The 24179-nt window shown below is 65.6% G+C and carries 23 protein-coding genes; 16 read left to right on the forward strand and 7 right to left on the reverse strand.

Annotation, left to right across the window (positions count from 1 at the left end):
* The first annotated feature begins 45 nt into the window (after positions 1–45).
* Positions 46–1530, forward strand: coding sequence for a TrkH family potassium uptake protein (locus ACQY5K_RS01475; protein WP_428119415.1), 1485 nt, complete (start codon positions 46–48; stop codon positions 1528–1530).
* A 141-nt stretch (positions 1531–1671) separates the two neighbouring features.
* A complete protein-coding gene (locus tag ACQY5K_RS01480) occupies positions 1672–3243 on the forward strand; it encodes a TrkH family potassium uptake protein (protein WP_428119417.1) in 1572 nt (523 codons plus the stop codon).
* Here the strand turns inward: ACQY5K_RS01480 and ACQY5K_RS01485 are convergent.
* From ACQY5K_RS01485 to ACQY5K_RS01500, 4 genes are all read right to left on the reverse strand, one after another.
* Positions 3212–3853 carry a GerMN domain-containing protein gene (locus ACQY5K_RS01485; RefSeq protein WP_428122815.1) on the reverse strand — a complete coding sequence of 214 codons (642 nt, stop codon included), beginning with the start codon at positions 3851–3853 and terminating at the stop codon, positions 3212–3214. The genes ACQY5K_RS01480 and ACQY5K_RS01485 overlap by 32 nt on opposite strands.
* Complete coding sequence (locus ACQY5K_RS01490) at positions 3853–5229, reverse strand: sensor histidine kinase (protein ID WP_428119419.1); 1377 nt, start codon at positions 5227–5229, stop codon at positions 3853–3855. Before ACQY5K_RS01490 ends, ACQY5K_RS01485 begins: the two co-directional genes overlap by 1 nt.
* Positions 5230–5278: 49 nt before the next feature.
* On the reverse strand, positions 5279–5959 hold the full coding sequence (locus tag ACQY5K_RS01495; RefSeq protein ID WP_428119421.1) for a response regulator: 681 nt from the start codon (positions 5957–5959) through the stop codon (positions 5279–5281).
* A 98-nt stretch (positions 5960–6057) separates the two neighbouring features.
* Positions 6058–6429, reverse strand: a complete 372-nt coding sequence (locus tag ACQY5K_RS01500; RefSeq protein ID WP_428119423.1) for a hypothetical protein — start codon at positions 6427–6429, stop codon at positions 6058–6060.
* Positions 6430–6495: 66 nt separating this feature from the next.
* On the opposite strand from ACQY5K_RS01500, the gene ACQY5K_RS01505 reads away from it, so the two are divergent.
* From ACQY5K_RS01505 to ACQY5K_RS01515, 3 genes are all read left to right on the forward strand, one after another.
* Entirely contained in the window at positions 6496–6996 is a 501-nt protein-coding gene (locus ACQY5K_RS01505) for an NUDIX hydrolase (RefSeq protein ID WP_428119425.1), read from the forward strand.
* Between the two features lie 94 nt (positions 6997–7090).
* Positions 7091–8470 (forward strand): DNA polymerase IV, encoded by a 1380-nt coding sequence (dinB, locus tag ACQY5K_RS01510; protein ID WP_428119427.1) that lies wholly within the window; start codon positions 7091–7093, stop codon positions 8468–8470.
* A gap of 177 nt (positions 8471–8647) precedes the next feature.
* Entirely contained in the window at positions 8648–9025 is a 378-nt protein-coding gene (locus ACQY5K_RS01515) for a DUF3040 domain-containing protein (RefSeq protein ID WP_419923156.1), read from the forward strand.
* 62 nt (positions 9026–9087) lie between these two features.
* Here ACQY5K_RS01515 and ACQY5K_RS01520 read toward each other — a convergent pair whose 3' ends face one another.
* Genes ACQY5K_RS01520 through ACQY5K_RS01530 form a run of 3 tightly spaced genes read right to left on the reverse strand, consistent with a single transcriptional unit; the run spans position 9088 to position 13638 of the window.
* Positions 9088–11370, reverse strand: coding sequence for a transglutaminaseTgpA domain-containing protein (locus ACQY5K_RS01520; protein WP_428119429.1), 2283 nt, complete (start codon positions 11368–11370; stop codon positions 9088–9090).
* A complete protein-coding gene (locus ACQY5K_RS01525; RefSeq protein WP_428119431.1) occupies positions 11367–12542 on the reverse strand; it encodes a DUF58 domain-containing protein in 1176 nt (391 codons plus the stop codon). Before ACQY5K_RS01525 ends, ACQY5K_RS01520 begins: the two co-directional genes overlap by 4 nt.
* A 46-nt stretch (positions 12543–12588) precedes the next feature.
* The gene (locus ACQY5K_RS01530) at positions 12589–13638 is read right to left on the reverse strand and encodes an AAA family ATPase (protein WP_428119432.1); all 1050 of its coding nucleotides are present in this window, start codon (positions 13636–13638) and stop codon (positions 12589–12591) included.
* Positions 13639–13768: 130 nt separating this feature from the next.
* Here ACQY5K_RS01530 and ACQY5K_RS01535 point away from each other — a divergent pair, with 130 nt between their 5' ends.
* The 11 genes from ACQY5K_RS01535 to ftsW all read left to right on the forward strand — a co-directional run bounded on the left by ACQY5K_RS01535 (position 13769) and on the right by ftsW (position 24177).
* Positions 13769–14008, forward strand: coding sequence for a hypothetical protein (locus ACQY5K_RS01535; protein WP_419923160.1), 240 nt, complete (start codon positions 13769–13771; stop codon positions 14006–14008).
* Positions 14005–14649 (forward strand): HNH endonuclease, encoded by a 645-nt coding sequence (locus tag ACQY5K_RS01540; protein ID WP_428119434.1) that lies wholly within the window; start codon positions 14005–14007, stop codon positions 14647–14649. The genes ACQY5K_RS01535 and ACQY5K_RS01540 overlap by 4 nt, the downstream gene beginning before the upstream one ends.
* Positions 14650–14739: 90 nt before the next feature.
* A complete protein-coding gene (locus tag ACQY5K_RS01545; protein ID WP_428122817.1) occupies positions 14740–15345 on the forward strand; it encodes a lipoyl protein ligase domain-containing protein in 606 nt (201 codons plus the stop codon).
* A 101-nt stretch (positions 15346–15446) separates the two neighbouring features.
* Positions 15447–15920 carry a division/cell wall cluster transcriptional repressor MraZ gene (locus ACQY5K_RS01550; RefSeq protein ID WP_428119436.1) on the forward strand — a complete coding sequence of 158 codons (474 nt, stop codon included), beginning with the start codon at positions 15447–15449 and terminating at the stop codon, positions 15918–15920.
* Complete coding sequence (rsmH, locus tag ACQY5K_RS01555) at positions 15917–16870, forward strand: 16S rRNA (cytosine(1402)-N(4))-methyltransferase RsmH (RefSeq protein ID WP_428119438.1); 954 nt, start codon at positions 15917–15919, stop codon at positions 16868–16870. Before ACQY5K_RS01550 ends, rsmH begins: the two co-directional genes overlap by 4 nt.
* Before the next feature lie 42 nt (positions 16871–16912).
* Positions 16913–17365, forward strand: a complete 453-nt coding sequence (locus ACQY5K_RS01560) for a hypothetical protein (protein WP_428119440.1) — start codon at positions 16913–16915, stop codon at positions 17363–17365.
* On the forward strand, positions 17349–19247 hold the full coding sequence (locus ACQY5K_RS01565) for a peptidoglycan D,D-transpeptidase FtsI family protein (protein WP_428119442.1): 1899 nt from the start codon (positions 17349–17351) through the stop codon (positions 19245–19247). The genes ACQY5K_RS01560 and ACQY5K_RS01565 overlap by 17 nt, the downstream gene beginning before the upstream one ends.
* Positions 19240–20673, forward strand: coding sequence for a UDP-N-acetylmuramoyl-L-alanyl-D-glutamate--2,6-diaminopimelate ligase (locus tag ACQY5K_RS01570; protein ID WP_428119444.1), 1434 nt, complete (start codon positions 19240–19242; stop codon positions 20671–20673). The genes ACQY5K_RS01565 and ACQY5K_RS01570 overlap by 8 nt, the downstream gene beginning before the upstream one ends.
* Positions 20670–21722 (forward strand): phospho-N-acetylmuramoyl-pentapeptide-transferase, encoded by a 1053-nt coding sequence (gene mraY / locus ACQY5K_RS01575; RefSeq protein ID WP_428119446.1) that lies wholly within the window; start codon positions 20670–20672, stop codon positions 21720–21722. The genes ACQY5K_RS01570 and mraY overlap by 4 nt, the downstream gene beginning before the upstream one ends.
* Positions 21719–23071, forward strand: coding sequence for a UDP-N-acetylmuramoyl-L-alanine--D-glutamate ligase (gene murD, locus ACQY5K_RS01580; protein WP_428119448.1), 1353 nt, complete (start codon positions 21719–21721; stop codon positions 23069–23071). The genes mraY and murD overlap by 4 nt, the downstream gene beginning before the upstream one ends.
* Complete coding sequence (gene ftsW, locus ACQY5K_RS01585) at positions 23068–24177, forward strand: putative lipid II flippase FtsW (RefSeq protein ID WP_428119450.1); 1110 nt, start codon at positions 23068–23070, stop codon at positions 24175–24177. The genes murD and ftsW overlap by 4 nt, the downstream gene beginning before the upstream one ends.
* The last annotated feature ends 2 nt before the right edge of the window (positions 24178–24179 follow it).

The following is a 24179-nucleotide window of genomic DNA, read 5'->3' on the forward strand; positions in this document are numbered from 1 at the left end:
GCCCGAGGCCCGTACGAATCGACGTTGGCCGTGACCGTCCTCGTCGTGCTGACGAGCTCGCTGCCGGTATTCGCCGCATGTGCCGCATTCGATTGGCTCGTGGGCGATCGAGTCGCTGCGAGCGGTGTGCGCGGATCCGACGCCGTCCAACTGATCGCAGCGGGTCTCGTCATTGCTGCGGTAGCGCTCGGCCTGCTGCGGTTGTGTCGATTTGAACGGCGCATCACCGAACGCCAAACACTGACCGCCTTGGCGCTCGCTGCGTTCGCTGCCGTCGCAGCGGTCGCTGTCGCGCATGTCGCGACCGGCGCAGTCCCGCCATCAGCGTTGGCTACTGCGTTTGCGGAGGCCGCAGCCACGGTCACCGGCACCAATACCACCAGCCTGCCCCCCCAAAACCTCGGTGCAGGAATGCTGGCACTGCGGGCATTCGGCCAGTGGCTGGGCGCCGCAGCTTTCATCATGGTCTTGGTCCGCGTGCTTCCGCACTTGGGCGTCGGCGGCTTGGATTCCGACGGAGGAGTGGCGACCCGCTCGGCACGGCGACTTGCCCCCCGCAGCGCCGGCACGACGGGCCGGCTGCTGCTGCTCTACGGCGCGCTGACTGTGGCGACATGGATCGGATATTCGTTGGCGGGAATGCCAGTGCTGCAGAGCGGTTTGCATGCGCTGACCACAGTGTCGACCGGCGGTTTCTCGACCCAAGCCGGCTCGATAGGTGCCTACGGATCCGGCGCGGTGGAGTGGGTCGCCATCTTCGGGATGGCAGCCGGCGGGGTCAGCTTGCCCCTCATGTTCTTGGCCATCAGGCGACGGGATCCGGCTCGATTTGTGCGCAGCTACGAATTCCGGCTCTACGTGACGATCATCGTGTTCGTGGCTGCGGGGATCGCTTTGTGGACGGACGGCGACTTCGGCGCGGATCAGATTCGAGGGGCACTGTTTGCCGCTGTTTCTGCCATCTCGACGACAGGCTTTGAGACGCTGTCAATCGTCGGTCTGTCCGCGAGCAGCCAAGCACTGCTGGTGCTGCTCATGCTCATCGGCGGCATGAGCGCCTCTGTGGCGGGCGGCTTCAAGGTCGTGCGCCTGTTGACACTGGTGTCATACATCGGTCGGGAACTTCGCAGGGCCGTACATCCGCCATTGGCCGAACGGTTGCACCTGGGGCGTTCGACGATTTCGGAATCCACGATGGGCCGCATCATCGGCGAGTTGCTCCTGGCCACGCTGCTCGTGATCCCGGCATCGGTTGCCCTTGCTGCGAGCGGTCTCGGTGTCGTCGACGCTCTGTCGTATGCCGTGTCAATGTTGTCCAACGTCGGACCGGCGCTCGGTGCCGCAGGCTCAACCGGACATCTGGAAGCGCTCGACTCGCTGGGTCGCGTGACCGCGGGCCTGTTGATGCTTCTCGGCCGAGTGTCGGTCACCGCCATGGTGGTTGCGCTCACCGTCGCGGTCTACCCAGCAGCCAGCGCAGCCCGCCATGGCCCCTGGCGTCGACGCAAGGTGTACGGGATGCGGGTGTGATGAGCCTCAATGCAAGCGTCGACGCCAACTTGAACCCTGGTCGACGCAAGGTGTACGGGATGCGGGTGTGATGAGCCTCAATGCAAGCGTCGACGCCAACTTGAACCCTGGTCGACGCAAGGTGTACGGGATGCGGATGTAATGAGGGCTGCGGCTGGCGTGCTCGGGGGACCCATCGAGTCGACTCCGGTGCGGGTCAGCGGTGCGGCGCTGCTCTTTGTCGCTGTCGGCATGGCGCTGTCTGCAGCGGTCGCCCGGGTGGATGGAGGCGGAGGCACGTTGGCGCTGTTGGTGTCTGCGGGCCTCACTGCCGCCATAGGCAGCCTGATGATGGGCGGGTCGGTCGTGTCGGCTCGCGCAGATTCGCCGCTGGCGTTCGCGGCGGTGGCGTGGGCCTGGCTGGCGGTCTCAATTGCCGGCGCCTTGCCGTTCCTGCTCGGGGGAGTGATTCCTTGGAGCCAGCTGGACAATGCCCTGTTCGAGTCGATCTCGGGTTTCACCTGCACAGGAGCCACGATCCTCGCGGACATCGACGCGGTGCCCGCTGGAATTCTCTTCTTCCGGAGCATGATCCAGTGGTTCGGCGGCATGGGTCTCATCGTGCTCGCGGTCGGCGTGCTGCCAGCGCTGAAGGTCGGAGGGCTCGAACTCATCGCGAACGAAGCACCCGGCCCGACTGCGGACCGCCTCACGCCACGCATCGCCGAGACAGCGAGGCGCTTGTGGATGCTCTACGGCGGGCTGACGCTGGCCGTTGCAATCGCGCTCGTGATCGCAGGCATGAGCCTGTTCGATGCGGTGGCGCACGCATTCACGACGGTTGCGACCGGTGGGTACTCCACGCATTCGGCTTCGATTGCCTACTTCGACTCGATTGGGATCGAGCTGGTGCTCATTGTCGGGATGTTGGTGTGCGCCGCGAACTTCTCGGTGCACTGGCACACGATCATGCGTACTCGTTCGATGCTGCGGGGATACTCGGAATTGCGCTGGTACCTCGGGTTGGTCGGCGCAGCGTTGCTGATGCTGGTGTGGCTGAATTCGCCGAACATGAGCTTCGGCACGAACGTTCGCGAGTCGCTCTTCTATGCCGTGTCGCTGGGGACGAGCACCGGGTTCGGCACGGCCGATTACACCCATCCGGTGTTCTGGGCCCCGGCAACCCACTTGGTGCTGTTGGTGCTGATGCTGGTCGGTGGGATGACCGGCTCGACGGCCGGAGGCATGAAGGTGCTGCGGCTGCAGGTGGTGACGCGCTCTGCGGCGCGCGAGGTGATCCGTGCTCGTCACCCCAATGCCGTCCTGCCGATGCGAATCGGAGACACCGTTGTCGCCGAAGACATCGCAGCGCGGGCGCTGGGTTTCGTGCTGCTGTACCTCGGACTGATCATCGCCGGCGGTGTGATGATGACCGCGCTCGGAGCCGATCTCGAGACCGGCTTCTCAGGTGCAGTGTCAGCTATCGGCAATGCGGGCCCGGCACTGGGCGATGCCGGCCCAACGTCAACTGCGTTGGCATTCCCGCGGGAATCCAGACCGGTCCTGATGGCGCTCATGCTGTTCGGGCGGCTCGAGGTGTTCCCGACGATGTTGATGTTCGTTGCAGCGTTACGGGCGACGACGCGGTCGCGGCATGGACGTCTGGGGAATCGGCGGCTTCTGCGGCGATCCGAGCACTGGTTCAGCCGGTCGCAGCGGCGCTCTGGGAATTGAGCGGCATCAGCTCGCCGAAGTCCTCGACCCGAAGCGCGCGGGGACGCTCGCCAAGGCGAACCTGAGCGATTGTTCCGGCCCCGTCGGGCAGCGATTGCGCCACACCCTCGAGGAAAATGAGAACTCCCTGGGTGTCACGCGCCAGTGACGAGGCGGTCAGCACAAGCTGCGCCACGGCACGGATGCGCTGCGCTCCCTCGACTTCGAAGAAGACCGAGTTCAGATGGACCGACACCACGTTGTTTCGAGACAGCTGGACGTCGACGACCTCGGTGCCCGCGGGTATTGCGGACTCGAGCCCGGTCTCGGCCTCGGCGGGTGTCGGACCCGCCAACAGATCGTTGAGCGGCGCATCCAGGAATACAGGCGCGGCGAGCGGCCGCTGAAGTTCCACGAGGCGACCGTCGCGCAGGAAGAACACTGCATGCAGGGATGCGTCGGGTGCCGATGGGGCTCCCGAGATCGACTGGTCGTCAGGGGTGGGAAAGATGTCGGATGGCACCTCGACCGCTGACGGAGAGACATCTGTCGGCAGCCCGCAGCTGGCGAGCACAATCACGCATACGAGCAGCGCCTCCCCGCAGCGCCGTGAAACCCACAGCCGCGACATCACCGGTGCCCCGCGATCGGGAGCTCGACGACGAAGCGAGCACCCCGCCGTCCGTCGGTCCTGGACTCGACGTGCACAGAGCCGCCATGGCGCCGCGTGTGCTCGTACACGAGAGCCAACCCCAGACCCGCGCCGCTGCCGGCGCCTCGCTTGCGCGCTGCGGCGCCGCGCGTGAACCGCTCGAACACCAGTTCGCGCTCGGACGGGGTGACTCCAGGCCCGGAGTCCTCGACGGCGACTCTCACGGCGTTGTCCGGGCGCGAGATCTCGACGCGGGTCGCACCGCCCCCGTGCTTTTCGGCATTGCGGAGCAGGTTGTCGAACACCTGTGCCAGACCTCGCTTGTCGCCGATCACCACAGCGTTTGCCGCTGCGGGGCTGACGTCGAGCGTGATATTGCTGTTCAACGCGCCGACTCGGTGCTGGACCAGTTCGGTGACGTTCACGAGACCGCGCTCAAAGACTGAACCGTGAGCGTCGGGCCGCGAGATCTCGAGCAGGTCCTGCACGAGCTGCTCGAAGCGGTCGATCTCCGAGGCGAGCAGGTCGAGCGCCGTGGAACCCTGGGGCGAGAGTTCGTCCCGATGACCGTTCAAGTAATCGATGGAACTCCGAAGCGTCTGCAGGGGAGAGCGCAGCTCGTGGCTCACGTCCGACGCGAATCGTGCATCTCGTGCGATGCGTCGCTCCATCGCGTCGGCCATGTCGTTGAACGATTCCACGATGACCGCGAGATCCGGATCGTCGCTGCGTTCGACACGCGTGTCGAAGCGTCCGTGCGCGATCGAATTGGCGGCGTCGGACACGTTGGCGAGCGGCCGCAGGAGGCGGCCACCGGCCCACGCGCCGATGGCGACACCGATGAGAACGGTCAGCGCGCCGCCGAGACCGAGAATCAGTCGCAAACTTCCCAGCGTGGCCTCGATCTCGGACAGCGGGACGACCTCGAAGTACAAGGTCTCGCTGAGCTGTGAAACCGCAGCGGGACGCAGGCGAAGACCGAGCGCGAGCTGTGGCACACCGTCGAGCCGGTACCGCATCGCATAGGCACGGTTCGAGCCCTCCACGACGTTGACCAGTTCAGCGGGAAGGTCGCTGGGCACCAGCGACGGTGATCTCCAGGTGTCGGACCCCGTGCGCACGATGGAGCGGCTGCCGCTCAGGCTCGGCAGCGACTCGAGCAAGACGGCGAAGTCCGGACTCTCAGCCCGCAGCGAGCCTTGGACCTGCTTCGCATTGGCGAAGAACTGTGCTTCGGAAGATTCTTGGCGAAGGCCCAGCATCGAGTTTCTTGACAGCCCGTAGGTGATCACCACGAGCATCGATGCCGCGATCAGCGCCCCCAAAGTGAATGCGCCGACAACACGTGCGCGCAACGGCAACCGTCGCAGAGGACGCGGCCGACGCAGCCGACGCAGCGCCATGTCAATCTCGCAGCTTGTAGCCCATGCCGCGGGCGGTGGCGACGTAGCGCGGGCTGGCGGGATCATCCTCGATCTTGAGGCGCAGCCGGCGAATGTGCACGTCCACGAGTCGGCCATCGCCGAAGTAGTCGTATCCCCAGACACGCTCCAGCAAGTGCTCGCGACTCATGACCTTGCCAGGATTGTCGGACAGTTCGCAGAGCAGTCGGAACTCGGTCTTCGTCAGATGCAACTCGTCGCCGTTCTTTCGCACGACCCCTTCGTCGGGATAGATCTCGAGGTCGCCAATGAGTCTCGGCAGGTCATTGCCGTCCACGGTGCGGCTTCTGCGCAGCAATGCCCTGATGCGAGCCGAAAGCTCCTTTGGCGCGAACGGCTTCGTGAGATAGTCGTCGGCGCCGGCTTCGAGTCCAGCGACGATGTCGTGAGTGTCGTCGCGCGCAGTAACCATGATGATCGGCACATGGCTTGTTCGCCGGATGGACCGGCACAGGTCGAAGCCGTCGAGTCCGGGAAGCATGATGTCGACGAGGACGACGTCGGTGTTGTCCGGACTGAAGCCCTCCAGGGCTTCTTCGCATGACTCGGCCTCGGAAACACGCCAGCCTTCGTCCTCGAGGGCCAGCCGCAGGGCCGTTCGGATTCGCTCGTCGTCCTCGACGACCAGGACGTTCGTCGTCACTGTGTTTCCGGTATCTCGCAGTTGCTCAATGTGTAGCCGTCGTTTCGCAGATGCTCGGTATGACTCCGTAGCTTCGCAGGTGCTCGCTGTGTCGCCGTCTAGGTGACGTCGTTCGTTGGATCCTTGGGGACACGGTTCGGGCGGCGACCCCACACAGATGCCTGGTCGGCCCACTCGCTCATCGAGCGAAGGACCAGTGCGGCAAGCGCGGCAACGCCGACAGCGGCGACGAGCGCACCGATCGCAGCGCTCGCCAGCGATGTGCCCGCACAGCCTTGGCTGCACGACAGCGCGCCGGTGGCGTACCCGGCGAGACCTCCGCATACCGCGGCGATCACGATCGCCCCGAATGCGAGAGCCCGGGCGAGCACCGAGGGCAGTGCCGTCGGCGCCATCGTCAGCATCGGGGCGCCGAACCGCTCAAGCGACGCCCTGTCGCTCGCGCGCAGTTGCCGGCCGTCGTCGCTCACCGCGGCAATGGTACGGGCCACCGCGCAACTGCGTTTCGGCGGGTTCGGTCGTGGCAGACTGCCTGAGTGCCGCAAAACATGCACAAATGGGCTGTTGCAGGCGGCATCCTCGTGGCAGAGGACGCAGTACTGATGGTGAACAATCGGCGCCGCAACGGCAGCACCGATTGGAGTACGCCGGGCGGGGTGGTTGACCCGGGAGAGACGGTGCTGGGCGCCCTTACACGCGAGGTTGCCGAGGAGACCGGTCTGGCGGTGTCGGCGTGGGACGGGCCCTTGTACACCGTGGAGGCAGACGGACGCGACGGACCCGGCTGGATCCTGAGCGTCGAAGTGCACGAGGCTCGTGGCTGGACTGGCGAATTGGATGTCGACGATCCCGATGGCATCGTGTTCGATGCCCGTTGGGTCCCAGTACCGCAAATCTCCGAGCTCCTCACCGGTCAGTACGCGTGGTTGAGTGAGCCACTGCTCGCTTACCTGAGCGGAGACGCGCCGAGGGGTCACGAATTCCGCTACACCGTCTCGGGTGATCACCGATCCGGGCTCACGGTCACGCCTCGATAAGTCAGCCGCCGGGAACTGACCCCGACATATCGACACAGGCCTCGATCCGGTCAAGGCCACACTTTGGGGAGCCGAACCGAGGGGCTGGCGGTCGATGACGAGCCAATCGCACGAGCCCGCCGGCACTCCGTCGGCTGACGAGCTCTCGATCTTGCACGTCGACATGGATGCCTTCTACGTCGAAGTAGAGCGCCAGCGCGATCCGTCCCTTGTCGGTCGCCCGGTCATCGTCGGCGGATCGGGCCGGCGCGGCGTGGTTGCGTCCGCGAGCTACGAAGCGCGCGCTCGAGGCGTGCGTTCCGCCATGCCCACCGCACAGGCCCGGCGACTGTGCCCATCGGCTGTCGTGGTCACGTCCGATTTCTCGGGCTATGTCGAAGCGTCTGCCGCAATAGCCGAAATATTCGAGTCGGTGACGCCGCACGTCGAGCCGATTGCGCTGGATGAGGCATTTCTCGACGTGTCCGGGGCGCACCGGTTGTTCGGGACATCTCCGGAGATCGCCTGGCACATTCGAGGCGTCATTCGCGACATCGTCGGACTGGATTGCTCGGTCGGTGTCGCGTCGACCAAGACCCTCGCGAAGCTGGCATCAGTTGCCGCCAAGCCGATCGTCAGCCCTCACGGTCCACGGCCTGGCCGAGGCGTGCGAGTGGTCGAGGCTGCCGAGCAGTTCGCGTTCCTTTGGGGGCATCGCGTGGAGGCTCTGTGGGGAGTGGGCCCGGTGACGCTGCAGCGTCTGAGAGCGATCGGCGTCGTCACGGTCGGTGATCTCGCCACGGCTCGCGTCGACACCCTCGTCGCGGCCGTCGGAGCTGCACACGGCGCCCACCTCGCCGCACTTGCGAAGGGCCGCGACGACCGGCCGGTACATCGCGGCGGGACGCCGAAATCCATCGGGCACGAAGAGACTTTCGAGTTCGATATTGCCGGCTCTCAACGGATCCGCAGCGAAACGGTTCGTCTCGCGGACGCGGTGGCATCGCGCTTGCGTGCAGCCGGCTTGTGGGGCCGCACGGTGACGGTGAAAGTGCGCTACCCGGATTTCTCGCTGCGGACGCGGGCACAGACGCTGTCGGAGCCGTTCCAGACCTCACGTACGTTGGCCGCTGTTGCTCACCGCCTGGTCGAACGGCTTGATCTGTCAGCAGGCGTACGACTCCTCGGCGTCTCGGTGTCGGGCCTCGACGACGTCGCTGCAACCGACGGCCGCCCATCGGGTTCATCGGCATCAGGTGCAGACTCACCAGCTTCGGAGACACTGCAGCTTGCGCTCGACTTGGGGCCGCAGAGTTCAGTCGCTGCGGGGCAGGAGCCCGATACGGCAAGAGGGCCGACGGGTGACACCGAGCTCGACCGACAGATTGCGGACGCTCTCGATGCAATCCGCGCAAGATTCGGCCGCGCTTCAATTGCGCAGGGCGCCGGCACCATTCGCGACGCGGCTCCCGGCGAGCGCCGATGGGGTCATTGATCAACGAGCAAAGGCCCGAATGTCCTGTAAATGCAGTGAACGCGAGAAGTACGGAAGAGGCTTCACGATTTACACCCCCCGTCCGTGGGACCTTTCACACCGACGCGCGTGGATACGGTGACGGGTCCGGTCCTACACTGGCATCAGTATCGGAGAAGCAGCGTCTGGAGCCTGTGCGTGCCGCTCTCGGAAGACGAACAACGCATCCTGCTCGAAATCGAGAAGGACTTTTACGACAACGACCCTGAGTTCGCGCGCGAGGTCTCCGAAACCACCCTCACACGTCATGCTCTGCGCAACATCCGCTGGGCGGTGCTGACCGGCATTTTGGGACTCGTCGGCGTCGGCGTGGGCCTGCAAGTGCATTTCGCAGTTTCGTTCGGTGCATTCCTGGTGGTCTTCGTCAGCGCCGTTGTGATCGAGCGCAATGTTCGCAAGATGGGCCGGCTGGGTATCGAGAAGGTGTCCGACTCGATCGCGAAGCGAACAGGGCCCCACAGCGCCGACTCGCTCGGCGACCGGATGCGCCGCAGGTTCCGCAACAACGAGAACTAGGCCCCAAACGAGTATCGATCCAGTCGCTTTGTGACTGCGATCCCCGCTTGGGCCCGGAACACTCAGCCGGCGTCAGTCCCGACATATTGCTCGGACAGCCGCGCTCCGTTGCGATGCCGAGAGCGTGGTCCTGCTGTCAGGGCGATGGGACGACATGCGGTCGCGACGCGGTCCCAGTAGCTGCGTCCGGATCGGATCCTCGCCTCGAGACTGTGCGCGTCGAGGCGCGCTGAGACCACGGTCTGGGGCGAAGGGGGATCGGCGGCGAAACAGGCTTCCTGCGTGGCCGCAGCCAGGGACGCGAGCTCGGAAGCGTCCATTCTCAGGCGGCGATCGACGCGCGTCGCAAACTCGGAGTGGGTTTCCGCTCGGCGCTGATCGAGACCGATCTCGAACAGACGCTCAGCGACGTCGTGCCAGCTGGCCTCAACTGTCGCTCTGGGGTTGCCGCGCGCGCGCCGATGATGCAGGGCTCTGCGCAGTCGCACCACGGCCGGTACCGAGATGAGCCAGACTCCTGCGACAGCCGCCATGGCGTAGAACGGGATCACAACCCAGTCGGCCCACGATCCGGTCGCCTGGTTGGATCCTTCAGTGTCGAGCACGTCGACGAAGCCCTCAAGGTTGCCCGATGTGCCTTCGAGATCGTCGAGACCGAGGGCTCCGATGAATCCCGAGCCCGCCTCGCCCGCGGCTTCGGGATCTCCGGACACGACTTGCTGGGGCGCGACACCGGTGTACACGACTGCCCCCGGCGCACCACGGCCGGGTGTCGGCTCGAAGTACACCCATCGGCCTCCGATCCAGACCTCTGGCCACGCGTGGTAGTGCTCGCCCCGGACGATGTACTCGCCGTCGACCAGATCTCCAGGCGTGAAGCCCACGGCGACCCGGGACGGGAGGCCCACAGCGCGCGCCATCGCTGCGTACGTACCCGAGAACTGCTCGCAGTAGCCGCGACGGTCCTCGAAGAGGAACTGCTCCATGCGCTCAGTGTCATGACCGCTCGGAACCCGAAGCGCATACGCGAAGTTCTCCAAGAAGAAATTCTGCAGTGCCAAGGACTTCGCGTAGGGGCCGGAGACGTCGGCGGTGACCTCGGCTGCAAGCTCGACGACGCGCTCGTTGAAGCCTTCCGGCAACTCCAGGTAGTTCTCCGCAATCTCAGACGGGACGTCATCAGTGGCGGAGACGAGGGCGGCCACCGAAGGAACACGGATGGCGGAACTGACGGTGTAGGAGAATCCGGGCTCCAACTCCATGCTGTGGTCGGTTACCAGCGCGCCGGACTCGGCGTCGTACAGCGCATGGGGGCCGTCGTAGGCCACCGGTTCGAACGCTGCAGGAAGCCAGATGCTGTCGAGGGCGGCGACGGTCACTTCCTGGCGCAGATAGTCGCCCGGTGGCGGGGCACTCAGCAACTCAGCCGCATCGCTGTACAGCTGTTCAGAGCCCCAGACCGTGCCATCGAAGCGTCCAAGCCCTGAGACTCGCCAATACGCCGGACGCTCGGCTCGCACCCGGAAGAGCTCGCCGCCCGACACCCCGGTCAGCCGCCCTTGCGCGTTCACGAGCGGGCTGATCGTGACACGGGACGCGGTTGCGGTGCCGTCGAAGTCTTTCCAGGACATGATCGCCGGCGCGTCGGTGCCGGGCAGCAATGGGACGATCAGCGCAGCACCCACAGCGACGATTCCGCCAAACCGCAGCGCTGTTCGCATCGGCACCGACACTCGGCGGCGTCTGGCGGGACCGATCTGCACCCAACCGCCCGTGTGGTGGATGCCATGAGCGGCAGCGAACGCGACGCAGGCAACCACCATGAACGCCGCGCTGCGGATGCGCCAGCCGTCGGTGCCCAGAGCGCCCACGAACGCCAGCATGATGAGGCTGGGCAGCATTGCCTCGATCAGCAAGCGCCCCCGAAATGCCGCCGTATCTGCGGCGACCGCCCCAAGCCAGATGATTGCGCCTCCGACCAGCAGGAAGCCCGGCGTCGCTGCGGTCGGCGCCTCCACGATTCCGAAGGCATCCCACGCTGCTGCGATATCGGCTGCGGCTTGCCGGACCGTCGCCGCGGTCGGCATCAGTCCCGCCAGCAGTGTGTCGGAGTACAGCGCGAGGCTCACCGAGATCGCGAGCAGCACCAGCCCGATCGTCGCTGCGATCGCCATCGGCCAGCGTTGGCGCCGCGTGACCGCTGCGGTGGCATGACCGCCAGCGGCGAGGATGAGCCACAACGGCAGGTAGTCCCACGAATCGAACAGCCGCCGGGCGGTCAACACCGAGACCAGCGTCAGTGTCCACAGGGCGACTTCGGCCAGCCGCAACGACTGGCGAGTCATGCGCGCACACTCTCGGCCTGGGCCCACGCCCACGACCCAGACAGCTGCGACAGGCTGGCGATCTCGACGTACCGGCTCGAGAATCCCTGCGGACGACCCATCTCACCGCCAGCGGGGCACACGCGAATGACGGTCACCGTCGAAGACGCCCGCGTTGCAGCCGTCACGATCTCCAAGTCCCGTGACAATTCGAACGGGGCGCCCGAGAGCACAGCCACCACCGCGCCCGATGTCGCCGCTGTGGCTTCGGCGATGACCCGTCGAATCGAGCCTAGGCCAGATGTCGTCACTTCGGCAAGATGATCGAACACTTGAGCCAAGCCCTCGCCAGATGTCACGAAGCCCGTGTCAGCTCCTGCGATTGTCAGGAGGCGGAGGGGATCGCGCCGCGTTGCGCATGCCAGAACGACACTCGCTGCCGCAGACACTGCGAGCTCAAATCGATCGTCGTCGAACGACGAGCTCCGAGTGTCGAGCACCACGGTGACGCGGCTGCGTCGAGGAACCTCGTCCTCACGCACCATGGGTCGCCCCAGACGTGCCGTGGATGGCCAGTGAATACGTCGGAGGTCGTCTCCGACGGTGTAGTCCCGTAGCGCGTAGAAGTCCTCGCCGATGCGCTGCAGCGTGTGTGCGTCAGCGGCGATCCCTAGCGGCTCAGGCCCCCGGAACAGACGAGGCGGCACCAGCGTCTGCGTCGCCGGGTACACCACCAGAGTCGTCGGCGAGCTCACGCCGATCGAAGTACGGGCCACTCCAAGCGGATCGGCGACCGCCACTTCTGCGGGCCCGATGACGAGACGCCCCCGACGCTCGGTCGGGAGCAAGTATGACGCCGTCACCTGCTCCGCCGGTCCAAGAGGACTGACAAGCAATCGAGCACCGAGAGTTCCCGTGACCGGATCGGTCATCTGCACGACGGGTGTCGGGGCGCCGAGATTGGTCACTGTGAGCTCGACTCGTGCCACTCCGCCGGCATGGACGCGAACCGGTTGCACCGAGCGCGCCACCCTCAGGCGAATGCGTCGCGTTCGGGTCCAAACAGCGGCGAGCGTGAGCAGTCCGAGGGCCGCGATGGCCAGAACGATGAGTTCAGCGATCCCGAAAAATCGGCCAGCGGCGACGAGAACGACAGCCACGATCCCGACGGTCCATCCGCGTCGTGTCAGCACGGCGGCTCACCTCGTGGGGGAGCCGAACTCAGCACGGCGACTCACCTCAGCGAGCACTCGACGGCACGGTGACGGAGTCGAAAACCTCGCGCAGCGCTGTGTGCGGTGTCAGTCCCTGTAGCTGGGCATCGGCGCTCAACCGGATCCGATGGCCAAGCACCGGATCGGCGACAGCTTTCACATCGTCAGGTACCACATAGTTCCGACCCCCTGCCACGGCCCGGGCCTGCGCAACGCGTTGGAGATCGAGGGTCGCTCGAGGGCTGATACCGAGAGTGATGGTGCCGCGCTGGCGCGAGGCGTCGGCCACGGCGACGATGTAGCGCCGCAGTGCTGGCGCCACGTGCACTTCTGCCACCGTTCGGGCCATCGCAAGTACCTCAGAAGCTGTGATGACCGGCGACAGCGAGATCTCTGTCGTCCCGTCGTGCAGGTCGAGCACTTCCATCGCAGCTTCGGGATCGGGGTAACCGATGCTGATGCGCATGAGGAACCGGTCGAGCTGCGACTCGGGGAGGGGGTAGGTGCCCTCGTGCTCGATCGGATTCTGTGTGGCGATCACCATGAAGGGCCGACCGAGCGAGCGAGTCGTGCGGTCGGTGGTGACCTGGCGCTCCTCCATCGCTTCAAGCAAGGCCGCCTGCGTCTTCGGCGAGGCACGGTTGATTTCGTCAACGAGCACGATGCTGGCGAACAGAGCTCCCGGGCGGAAATCGAAAGCGCGCTCGCGTTCGTCCCAGACATTCACCCCGATGACATCTGACGGCAGCACGTCGGGAGTGAACTGAATACGCCCGAATGGAGCTGCGATGGATGCCGCCAACGCCTTCGCCAGGCTCGTTTTGCCGACGCCCGGCACGTCTTCGATCAGCAGGTGACCGTCGCAGAGCAAGCAGAGCAGGGCCAGGCCAATCGCATCGGGCTTGCCTCGAATGACTCGCTGCACGTTTGCTGAGATGCGTTCGAAGTTGCTGCGGAACACCTCAGGGACGGCTGCCGGCTCTGCGGTGAGGCCGTCCGCGACAATCGTGCCAGCAGAAGGTCGACCCGTGCTGGGAGGCATCAGATCTTCGTCTCGGGGGCCTTGATTGCGCACGCGTGCCTGCTCTCTGCGTGTTTCGGCCGTTGAGACTACTCATCACCCCAACGAGGGCACTGTCGGGTGTGGGGGCTGCACGTAGAGTGGCCCGGTGCGTCGTTCCGGCCCCATTCGAAGGCTCGCGCTGGTGAGCGCTATCGCGATTCGCCCAACGCTGTGGCTGACCGCAGCGGCAGCGATCAAGCGTCTGGCGCCGCCGCGCTGGTGGGCACAGCCACCGTTCCTGCCGGTGCCGCACTCCGACTATGTGCGATTTCGTGCCCTGACGGCACTCGGAGGCGACGACGCAGCAGCGCCGTCGGCCGACGATCTGATCCAATGGCTCCAATGGTGTCGACACTGGCCCGCCGCGACTGAGCAGTCATGACCGCACGGAACGCCGTCGCGTACGCGCCACCCGTCGGGTTGTCGGGCGGCGCGGACGTTTCTCCTTCGTCGACTGTGACGGGAAATGGCCATGCAACGGCGAACGGCACGACTCGCGTGCGCTCGGTTCTTGCCGAGCGAACCTTGGTGCTGAACGTCACGTACCAGCCGCTGTCCATCACGACCGTGCGCAAGGCATTGCTCCTGGTTCTTGCCCGCAAGGCTGACGTGATCCACTCTGGATCAGGCCGGATCCGCTCACCGAGGATGTCGATTGCAGCACCTTCGGTGGTCCGGCTGAACTATCACGCACGGGCTCCCTACCGTCGTCGAGCACCGTTGCATCGCCGAGCAGTGTTCGCGCGTGACGCCTACCGCTGCCAGTACTGCGGGGATCGGGCGGAGTGCATCGACCACGTGCATCCGCGCAGCCGTGGCGGCGAGCACACCTGGGAGAACGTGGTGGCCTGCTGCCGAGCATGCAACGTCGGCAAGGGCGACTCGTTGCTGGGCGACGGCCGCTTCCGGTTGCGGCACGTCCCGTATGCGCCAGAGCCTCTCGCCGTCGTTGCCGCGATGCGTGGCGGCGCACCACCGGAGTGGAAGGACTATCTGCCCAAGCTGAGGGGTCAACTGGTCTGATTGGCCGGAGTCTGGTGCCATCGTGGTGCCGTGGCCGGATGGATCCTTGATGAGTGGCGTGGCAGTGCGGAGCTGCTGCACGGTCGCTCCATGCCTCACGACCGCCGCCGGCGCGTCTCGGTGCTCCGTCCGAGGAGATCCGCGTTGGTCTTGGGTTCAGCAGAGCCGAATCCATTTGGGCACAGCGCCTCTCGTGGATCGAATGCAAGCTGGGACCTTGTCCGGCGCCGCAGCGGCGGCGGCGCGGTTTGGTTGGATCCGCAGTTGTGTACGTGGATCGATGTGTTCGTTCCCGCTGCCGATCCCTTGTGGCGGGCCGATGTCGGTTCGGCGTTCGGCTGGCTCGGGAAGCGATTGGCCCAGGCGTTCTCGTCGCTCGGCGTGCAAGCGGACGTTCACGAAGGCGCATACGAACCCGGCGGGCTGGTGTGCTTCGCCTCGCGGGGGCCCGGCGAAGTGCTCGTGGAGAATCGCAAGCTGGTCGGTATCTCGCAGCGCCGCGCGCGACAGGGGAGCAGGTTCCAGTGTGCGTGGTACACGCACTTCGAACTTGGACCGCTGTCGGAACTCCTCGATGCCCGTACAGCTGCGTTGACGCACGATCGTGCGATCGGCTGGGTCGATCTGGGCATCGACCTGAGCCCACCGCAGCTGACCTCGCTTGTTCTTCGACACATCACATCGCCCGAAAATTGAGCATCACGGCCCCTCGCACACACGCAGGGTGGACAATGTGGGTGATCTACCCATAAAGTGGTGCGAAGTGGTAATCAAGGGAACAGCTGGGAGATGGCTCGATGGACGGCCTGTTCGTCGGACAGCATGAGCACGCGCTCGACGTCAAGGGCCGGATCGTGCTCCCTGCGGGTTTCCGCGGCGCGTTCGAACCATCCGGTTTCTTGATCAAGCACAGCGAGGGTTGCCTCGCGCTCATGACTCCCGAACGCTTCGGCGAGATCGCGGCCCAGATGTCGCATCGCTCGCAATCGGGCGGCCCGGTGAACCGGGCCGCCAAGCGTTCATTCGGTGCGGGCGCGGCACGCGTTCTGCCGGACAAGCAGGGCCGCATAGCGATTCCCGAGGAGCTGCGTCGATTCGCCGGCCTGCAGCGCGATTGTGTCGTGATCGGCGCAATTGACGAAGTGGAGATCTGGGACGCCGCGCGGTGGCAAGACGTGAACGCTCAGGGCGAGTCCGTCCTTGCTGCACCCGAGGGCGCGGATCATGCGGCAACGCCGTTGGACACATCCGAGTCCGTGGATGCGACGTGAGTGCGGCCGCCGCTGTGGAGTACTTCCACGAGCCAGTCATGGCTGACGAGATCGCCGACGTCTTTCGTCCGGTGCCCGGAGGCCTCATCGTCGATGCGACACTCGGTGGCGGCGGTCATGCCGAGATGTTGCTGCGGCAGCACCCGGATCGAACGCTGCTGGGCATCGATCGCGACCCTGCTGCAATTGCAGCTGCTCGCGAACGGCTGGCTCGGTTCGGCGACCGCGTGACATTGCGCTGTGATCGGTTTGATCGCCTCGGCGAGCACGTCGATGAACTTGACGGCCCGGTGGTCGGCGCGTTCTTCGACTTCGGTGTGAGCAGCCACCAACTTGACGTCGCGTCACGCGGCTTCTCCCATCGCTACGACGCCCCGCTGGACATGCGAATGGATCCACGTGCCGAGTTGCACGCCGGCTTTGTCGTCAACGAATACTCCGCCGACGAGCTGCGCGATCTCCTCCGTCGGCATGCCGACGAGCGACATGGCGGCCGCATCGCCGCTGCGATCGTTGCCGCTCGCCCACTGCGCACCACCCGACAGCTCTCTGACGTCGTGCGTTCCGCCGTACCGGCGGCTGCACGACGGGGCAACCGCCACCCGGCGATGCGCACGTTCGCCGCGATCCGCATCGAAGTCAACGATGAACTCAACCTCATCGAACCCGCAATTCGAGCTGCGCTCGCCTGCCTTTCGGAAAAGGGACGGCTGGCAACGCTCGCATATCACTCAGGAGAAGACAGCATCGTGAAGTTCATCTTGCGAGAAGCAGCAGACGGCATTTGCGAATGCCCATCAACCCTGCCGTGCATCTGCGGCGCGGCGCCGACGATCCGACTCTTGCGACGCAAGATCACGCGCCCGTCGGCAACCGAGGCGGAACGCAACCCACGGGCGGCAAGCGCCATGCTGCGGGCGGCGGAACGCCTTGAGAGCACAAGTTCCTGACTCCGGCACATCTGATCGGAAACTCGCCCAAGCGAACTGCATATGACGGTTGCTGCCGCTGTCCCGCTGCGGGCGCCAAGTGCGCCGGAACTGAGATTGGTTCCTGCGCGCCGCGCGATGGGCGTGCGACTCGTGGGGATCACGACGTTGCTTGCGTGTGCGGCCATCGTGGTGCTCGCCGGGTTGGCGATCTTCCATACGATGCTTGCGACGGGGCAGTACCACCTGTCCGAGCTGAACGCTGAGATCGCCGTCGAGCGAGAACTTCTCATCGACCTGCGGTACGAACTGCAGACGCTGCAAGGCCCATCGGAAATCGAGCTCATGGGCGTCGGCGCGCTCGGCCTGGTCACAGCATCGGATCCGGTCGACGTGCGAATCGAACCGCGGCACATTACATCGGTCGATTCCCTCACTGATCAAGCCGGCGGGGATTGGCTGTCGATCAAGACGCTGCTGACCGACGCGTCCACAGCGCATGACCGACGTTCTTGAGGAGGCCTACCTCAAATCGGCGGGGACTCGTTGGCACCCGTCGTCGGGGGCTCCGCCCGGTTTGGGTGTCGCGGACCGCGTGCGGCCCGGCGTCGCGCCGCCGCAGGACACGATGCCCGATCGCCGCCGGCACCCGTCCGGGGGCGGACCCACGCGAGCCGCGGATCGTCCTCCTCCCGCACCCAGACGTCGCAATGTGCGCGCAGGACCGCCGCAACGGAGGGCGCTGCTGCTGATCATTGCCACGGTGATGGCATTTTCAGTGCTCGCCGCCCGGTTGGTCCAAGTACAAGTGCTGGACCGCGAGACATACGCGACGCTGGGGCAACGGCAGGGAACGGCCCAATGGGAGATCGAATCCGTCCGCGGCGCAATCTTGGATCGGAACTTCAACCTGCTGGCGGTCTCGGACACCCTTCCCACGATTTGGGCCGATCCCCGACTGGTCACTCATCCGGTCCAGACTGCGACAGCCTTGGCAGAAGTGCTGGATGTCGACGTTGCCGAGGTGGCCGAGCGCCTGGCGAGCGATCGCCATTTCGTCTACGTGGCACGTCAGGTGGATCCCGCAGACGGTCTCCGAGTCCAAGCGCTCGGAATTCCGGGAATCGAGGTGCGCGGCGAATCGTCCCGGCTCCGACCGAATGGCGACGAGTTCGCCCGCGGCCTTCTGGGAGCAGTCGACATCGACGAGAATCCGCTGGGCGGCGCTGAGAAGCAATTCTCGGATGTGCTCGGCGGCACCGATGGGCGCGAAGTGGCACGCATCGCCAAAGGCGGAATGCCGTTGCCGAACGGGGTGCAATTCTTCGAGCCTGCCAACGATGGCGAAGATCTCGTTCTCACCTTGCATACCCAGACGCAATGGGTCGCCGAGCAAGCCATCATCGAAGCTGTCCGCGACACCGGTGCGCGAGGCGGCATGGTCGTGGTGATGGAGGTCGACTCGGGGGACGTGCTCGCACTCGCAGGGGTGTCTCGGGACACCGAATCGGGCGAGGTGGTCCCGGTCGCATACAACCCCGCCTATACCGACGCGTTCGAACCGGGCTCGGTGGCCAAGACGTTCACGGTCGCCGCTGTGCTGGACGCCGGTCTGACGACGCGCACCGAGGTTCACTCAACGCCGGCGAGCTACACGTTCGCCGACAGAGAATTCGTCGAGCCCTACTCAAGGTTTGACCGCCAGATGACGACCGGGGAGATCCTGACCCATTCGTCGAACATCGGCACCATCCGGCTGGCGGAGCGGATCGGCGCCGGGGACTTGCAACGCGCCCTGCGGCAGTTCGGCTTCGGGCGGCTCACTGGTGCCGATGACATCGCTGCGCTGCCGGGGGAGAGCCGAGGGATCTTGCGCCCAGCGATCGGGTGGCGAGGCACCGACCTCGCGACGATTGCGTTCGGCCAGGGCATCGCAGTGACCGCGGTGCAGCTGGCGGCGGCCTACAACACGATTGCAAACGACGGCGTCTACGTCGCGCCTCGCCTGGTGCTCGGAAGTGTCGGCTCGGACGGAATCCTGCGTGCCGCAGACCCCGCATCAACCCGACGGGTGCTCAAGCCCGAAACTGCCGTTCTGATGCAGTCGATGCTGGCCGAGGTCGTCGCCGAAGGCACCGGCAAGCGAGCCGCGATTGCGGGCTACAGGGTCGCCGGAAAGACCGGAACCGCACAGAAACCCGGCCCCGAAGGCGGATACAGCGACACGGCCTACACCAGCTCGTTCGCTGGATTCCTGCCGGCTGATGGGCCAGAACTGACAGTCGTCATCGTCCTTGATGAACCTGCCGAATATCGCGCTGGCATTGTGGCCGCACCGGTATTCGCTGAAATCGCCGAGTACGCCTTACGAGTCCTGCAGGTGGCGCCCGATGCATGAGACGTCGCTCGGCAAACTGGCCGCCGCTGTCGGGGGCGAGATGGTTGAGCCATCCGCTGCGGGGGTTCAGGTCACCGAGATCACCCATGACAGCCGGCAAGCAGTGGAAGGCTCGTTGTTCTGCTGCGTCGCCGGCGCTCAACACGACGGGCACACCTTTGCGGCAGCAGCGATCGAGGCCGGTGCTGCTGCGCTGCTTGTCGAACGCAGACTCGATCTCGAAGTGGCCCAGATCGTGGTCCCAAGCGTGCGAGCGTCGATGGGGCCGGCTGCAGCGACGATCTTCGATCATCCTTGGCGGCGCTGTCGTGTGGTCGGGGTGACCGGGACCGCCGGGAAGACCTCCGTGACACACGCCCTAGCGGCGATTGGGAACGCCTGCGGATCGGTATGCGAAGTGGTCGGGACGCTTGATGGCCCTCGGACCACGCCCGAAGCCCCGGACCTCTACCGCCGGCTCGACGCTGCTGCGCGCAACGGCGTCGATCTCGCCATCGTGGAGGTGTCGTCGCATGCCCTTGAGCTCGGCAGGGTCGACGGTGCCCGATTTGCGGCCGGTGTGTTCACCAACCTGGGTCATGAGCATCTTGATTTCCATGGCTCCATGGAGCACTACTTCGCTGCAAAGGCCAAGCTCTTCGACGGTCGCTCCGAGGTGGCAGTGGTGAACATGGCCGACCCGTGGGGCCGCCGCCTGGCATCGATGGCTTCGGCCGTCGCAAGAGTGCATCGATGGCAGCCCGATGACGTGTCAGTCGCCTCGGCGTACGGCCTGCGAGGGCACTGGCAGGGTCGACCTGTCCGCTGCAGCTTGCTCGGACGGATCAATGCGGCCAACGTCGCGGGTGCAGCTGCAACGGCGTGTGCGCTGGGTTACGAGTCGGACGACGTCGCGCGCGGCATCAGCGCAATCGAACCGGTGCGCGGGCGTCTGTGGCCGGTCAGCACCCCCGCTGACGACGTGTTGGTGCTGGTCGACTTCGCGCACAAACCAACCGCACTCGCTGCGACGCTGTCGAGCGCGCGCGAACTCGCTGCCTCCGGTGGCAATGTCTGGGCGGTCTTCGGCGCAGGCGGAGATCGGGATCAGTCCAAACGAGCCCTGATGGGCCATGCTGCCGACAGGCATGCCGACCTGGTGGTGATCACCTCGGACAACCCGCGCAGTGAGGACCCAGCTGAGATCGCTGCGGTGATCGCATCCGGGGCTTCGAGACGTCACGGCCCCGATGACGGGCTGCACATCGAACTCGACCGTGCTCGAGCGATCGCTTTGGCAATCGACAGCGCCTCTGCGGGCGATGTGATCGTGGTGGCCGGCAAGGGGCATGAGACCATGCAGATCCGCGGCGACTGCGCAGTCGCGTTCGATGATGCGAAAGTGAGCGCGGAACTCTTGAGCAGACGCAGGGAGCGGACCCGATGATCGCACTGCTCATTGCCGCCAGTTCCGCCCTGATGGTGTCGCTTGTCGGCACGCGCTACTTGGTGCCATGGCTGCAGGCCCGCGGGGTCGGCCAGCCGATCCGGCTCGATGGTCCGCAGGGTCACATCACCAAGGCCGGCACGCCGACGATGGGCGGCGTCGCGGTCGTTTCCGCGGCGGTCGTTGGCTATGTGGTGAGTCATCTCCGTGCTGAAACTGTGTTCACCCGATCGGGCATTGTGCTGATCTGCACCGTTATCGGGGCCGGTGCCGTCGGTCTGGTCGACGATTGGATCAAGGTCAGCCGGGAGCGAAATCTCGGACTCAACAAGAAGGCGAAGCTGTTCGGCCTGCTCGCCGTCGGAATCGGCTTCGCCGTTGCATCGGTGTGGTGGGTCGACATACCCACTGCGATCACCTTCAGCCGCCTCGGCAGCAATTCGCTGCAGATTCCGGCAGGGGTGTGGGTGCTGTGGGCGGTACTGATCGTGTTGGGCACCTCGAATGCGGTGAACTTCACTGACGGCCTCGATGGACTGGCAGCAGGCGCCTCGACGGTCGCATTCACCGCGTTCGTCGTCGTGGGCTATTGGACGTTTCGGCACGGCATCGCGTACGACGTCAAGCATCCCCTCGACCTCGCCATTGTCGCTGCCGCCATGGCCGGAGCGTGTGCGGGATTCCTGTGGTGGAACGCGCCGCCGGCACGCATCTTCATGGGCGACACCGGTTCGTTGTCCATCGGCACGGCCATGGCTGGCCTGGCGATGCTCCTCCATGTCGACTTGTTGCTGCCGATCATCGGCGGGCTCTACGTCATCGAGACGGCATCGGTGATCCTGCAGATCGGCTCGTTTCGCCTGCTGGGCCGTCGGCTGTTCCGGATGGCTCCGATGCACCACCATCTTGAGCTGGGGGGCTGGCCGGAGACGACGGTGCTCATCCGGCTGTGGGTCGTGAACAGCCTCTTCGTGGCCATCGCGCTCGGCGTGTACTACGCCGACTTCTTGAGCCTCGACCTCGTCGAGCTGCCGTCAGGTTCGCTATGAGTCATCTCATCGTGGGAATGGGTGTGACTGGACGCGCTGTTGCAAGTGCGCTTGCCAAGCGCGGCCATGACGTGGTGATGGCAGACGACCGGCCCCGACGTCTCGATGGCCCCGAGTTCGAGCACGCGTGCGTGCACGACTCGACTGATCGCGACGTGTTGGCATCGCTTGTCGCCGACGCCTGCGTCGTTGTGCCGAGTCCAGGCGTGCCCCCACGTCACCTCGCGTACACCCTTGCGGATGCGGCTGGCGTGCCAATCGTGAGCGAGCTTGACCTCGCGGCCGAGTGGGACAGTCGACCCTGTGCCGCGGTGACGGGCACCAACGGCAAGACCACCGTCACTGCCCTTGTCGAGAGCATGCTGAATCGCAGTGGCATCAGCGCTGTCGGGGCGGGGAATACCGACATCGCGCTGGTCGAAGCGATCGACCGCCCGGTTGACGCCTTCGTCGTGGAAGCTTCATCGTTTCGCCTGCATCGCGCCCGCACGTTCGCTCCTGCGGTGGCGGTATGGCTGAATCTCGCTCCGGACCATCTCGACTGGCATGCCGATGTGGACGACTACGCCGCGTCCAAGGCGCGCATCTGGGCAGCGCAGGAGCCCGACGACTGCGCTGTGGCGCCCTACGGCGACGATGCCGTCGGCAAGTTCGCTGCAACGGCCCCCGCACGTCTGGTGACCTTCGCGCCTGCGCAATGGCTCAATGCGCCAGCCGACGTTCGCGTGGAGAACGGCATGCTCACGGCGTACCGAACGCCGCTCGTCGCCGCCGCAGAACTCCCGCGTCATCGCCCACACGACCTGTCGAATGCGTCCGCTGCGGCGGCGGTCGCGATCGAGATGGGGGCATCGCTCGACCACGTTGTCGCCGAGCTGTGCGCATTCGACGGCCTTCCGCACCGGCTTGCGCTCGCTGGCAGCATTGGTGACGTCGTCTTCTACGACGACAGCAAGGCCACCGCGCCCCACGCCACGGTCGCTGCCGCTGCCGGCTTCGGTGACGCTGTGCTCATCGCTGGCGGCCGCAACAAGGGCCTTGACCTCGGTGACCTCGCGCAGGCGGCGCCCCACCTTCGAGCGGTGGTGGCGATTGGCGAGTCCGCCCCGGAGGTGACGGCGTGCTTCCAGCACGCGGGCGCGGGCAGGATCGAGCTCGCCGAGGCCGGGTCAATGGCAGAAGCGGTCGCGCTCGCCTACGACATCGCACGTCCTGCGGGCGACGTGCTCCTGTCGCCTGGATGTGCGTCGTTCGATTGGTACTCGAGCTATCACGAACGAGGGCAGAGCTTCATCTCCGCAGTCTCAGATCTCGCCATCCAATTGGGAGCGGGTGGCCAGGAACGATGAGGGCAAGCCGGACCGTCACCGTCGGGCCATCCGTGCGCTATGTGTCACTCCTCGCAGCAGTCCTGCTGTTGATCCTGACCGGCGTCGTCTTGGTTCTCTCTGCAACCTCCGCAACTGTCATCGCGTCACCCGATCGACCGTTGCACTACTTCTCGCAACACCTGTGGCCCGTGGGCATCTCGCTGGGTGTCTTGGGAATCACGCTCGGGATTGACTACCGGCACTGGCGTCGCCTCGCGTTTCCGATGGCCGCCGCAAGCATTGCGCTGCTCGTGGCGGTCCTCGTCGCGGGCCGTCAGGTCGGCGGCGCTCGCCGCTGGCTCGAATTCGGAGCCTTCAATGTCCAGCCGTCGGAGATCGCGAAACTGGCCCTGATCGTGGCAATGGCGACCTTCCTGGATGCACGCAAGGACCAAATCGACCGGCATGATCGAATCTTGCGACCCTCGATGCTGATTCTCGCTGTGGGCTGCTGCCTGGTGCTGCTCCAGCCCGACCTGGGCACGACGCTCATCCTTGCCGGCATCGGCGTCGGAATGCTGTTCGTGGCAGGTCTGCCGGGCCGCGACCTCGGAAAGATCGCGCTTGTCGTCGGTATCGCAGCTCCAGCGCTGGCGATCGCAGCTCCCTACCGCCGAGCACGCCTCGCCGGATTCCTCAATCCCATCGAAGGGCGGGCTGACGAGGGCTACCAGACGTTCCAGAGCCTGGTCGGTCTCGCCCAGGGAGGCCTGCACGGTACCGGGCTGGGGGCGGGTCAGGCCAAATGGGGATGGGTGCCGAATACGCCGACCGACTTCATCTTTGTGATCGTCGGCGAGGAGATGGGCCTGTTCGGTGCCGTTGGCTTGCTCTTGCTGCTCGGCGTCGTCGGTGTCGGTGGCCTGCGGACCTCTCAACGCGCACCGGACGAGTTCGGAACGCTCCTGGCCGCTGGCATCGCGATCTGGTTCGTGCTCCAGACGTTCATCAATGTCGGCAGCGTGGTTGGATTGCTCCCAGTGACCGGTGTGACCTTGCCGTTCCTGTCTTTCGGCGGTTCGTCGTTGGTGGTGACCTCAGCAGCTGCGGGCCTGCTGCTGAGCGTGACGCGGAGATCTGGCTGAGC

Origin of the sequence: Candidatus Poriferisodalis sp., assembly GCF_965262965.1 — a bacterium.
Lineage (GTDB): Bacteria > Actinomycetota > Acidimicrobiia > Acidimicrobiales > Poriferisodalaceae > Poriferisodalis.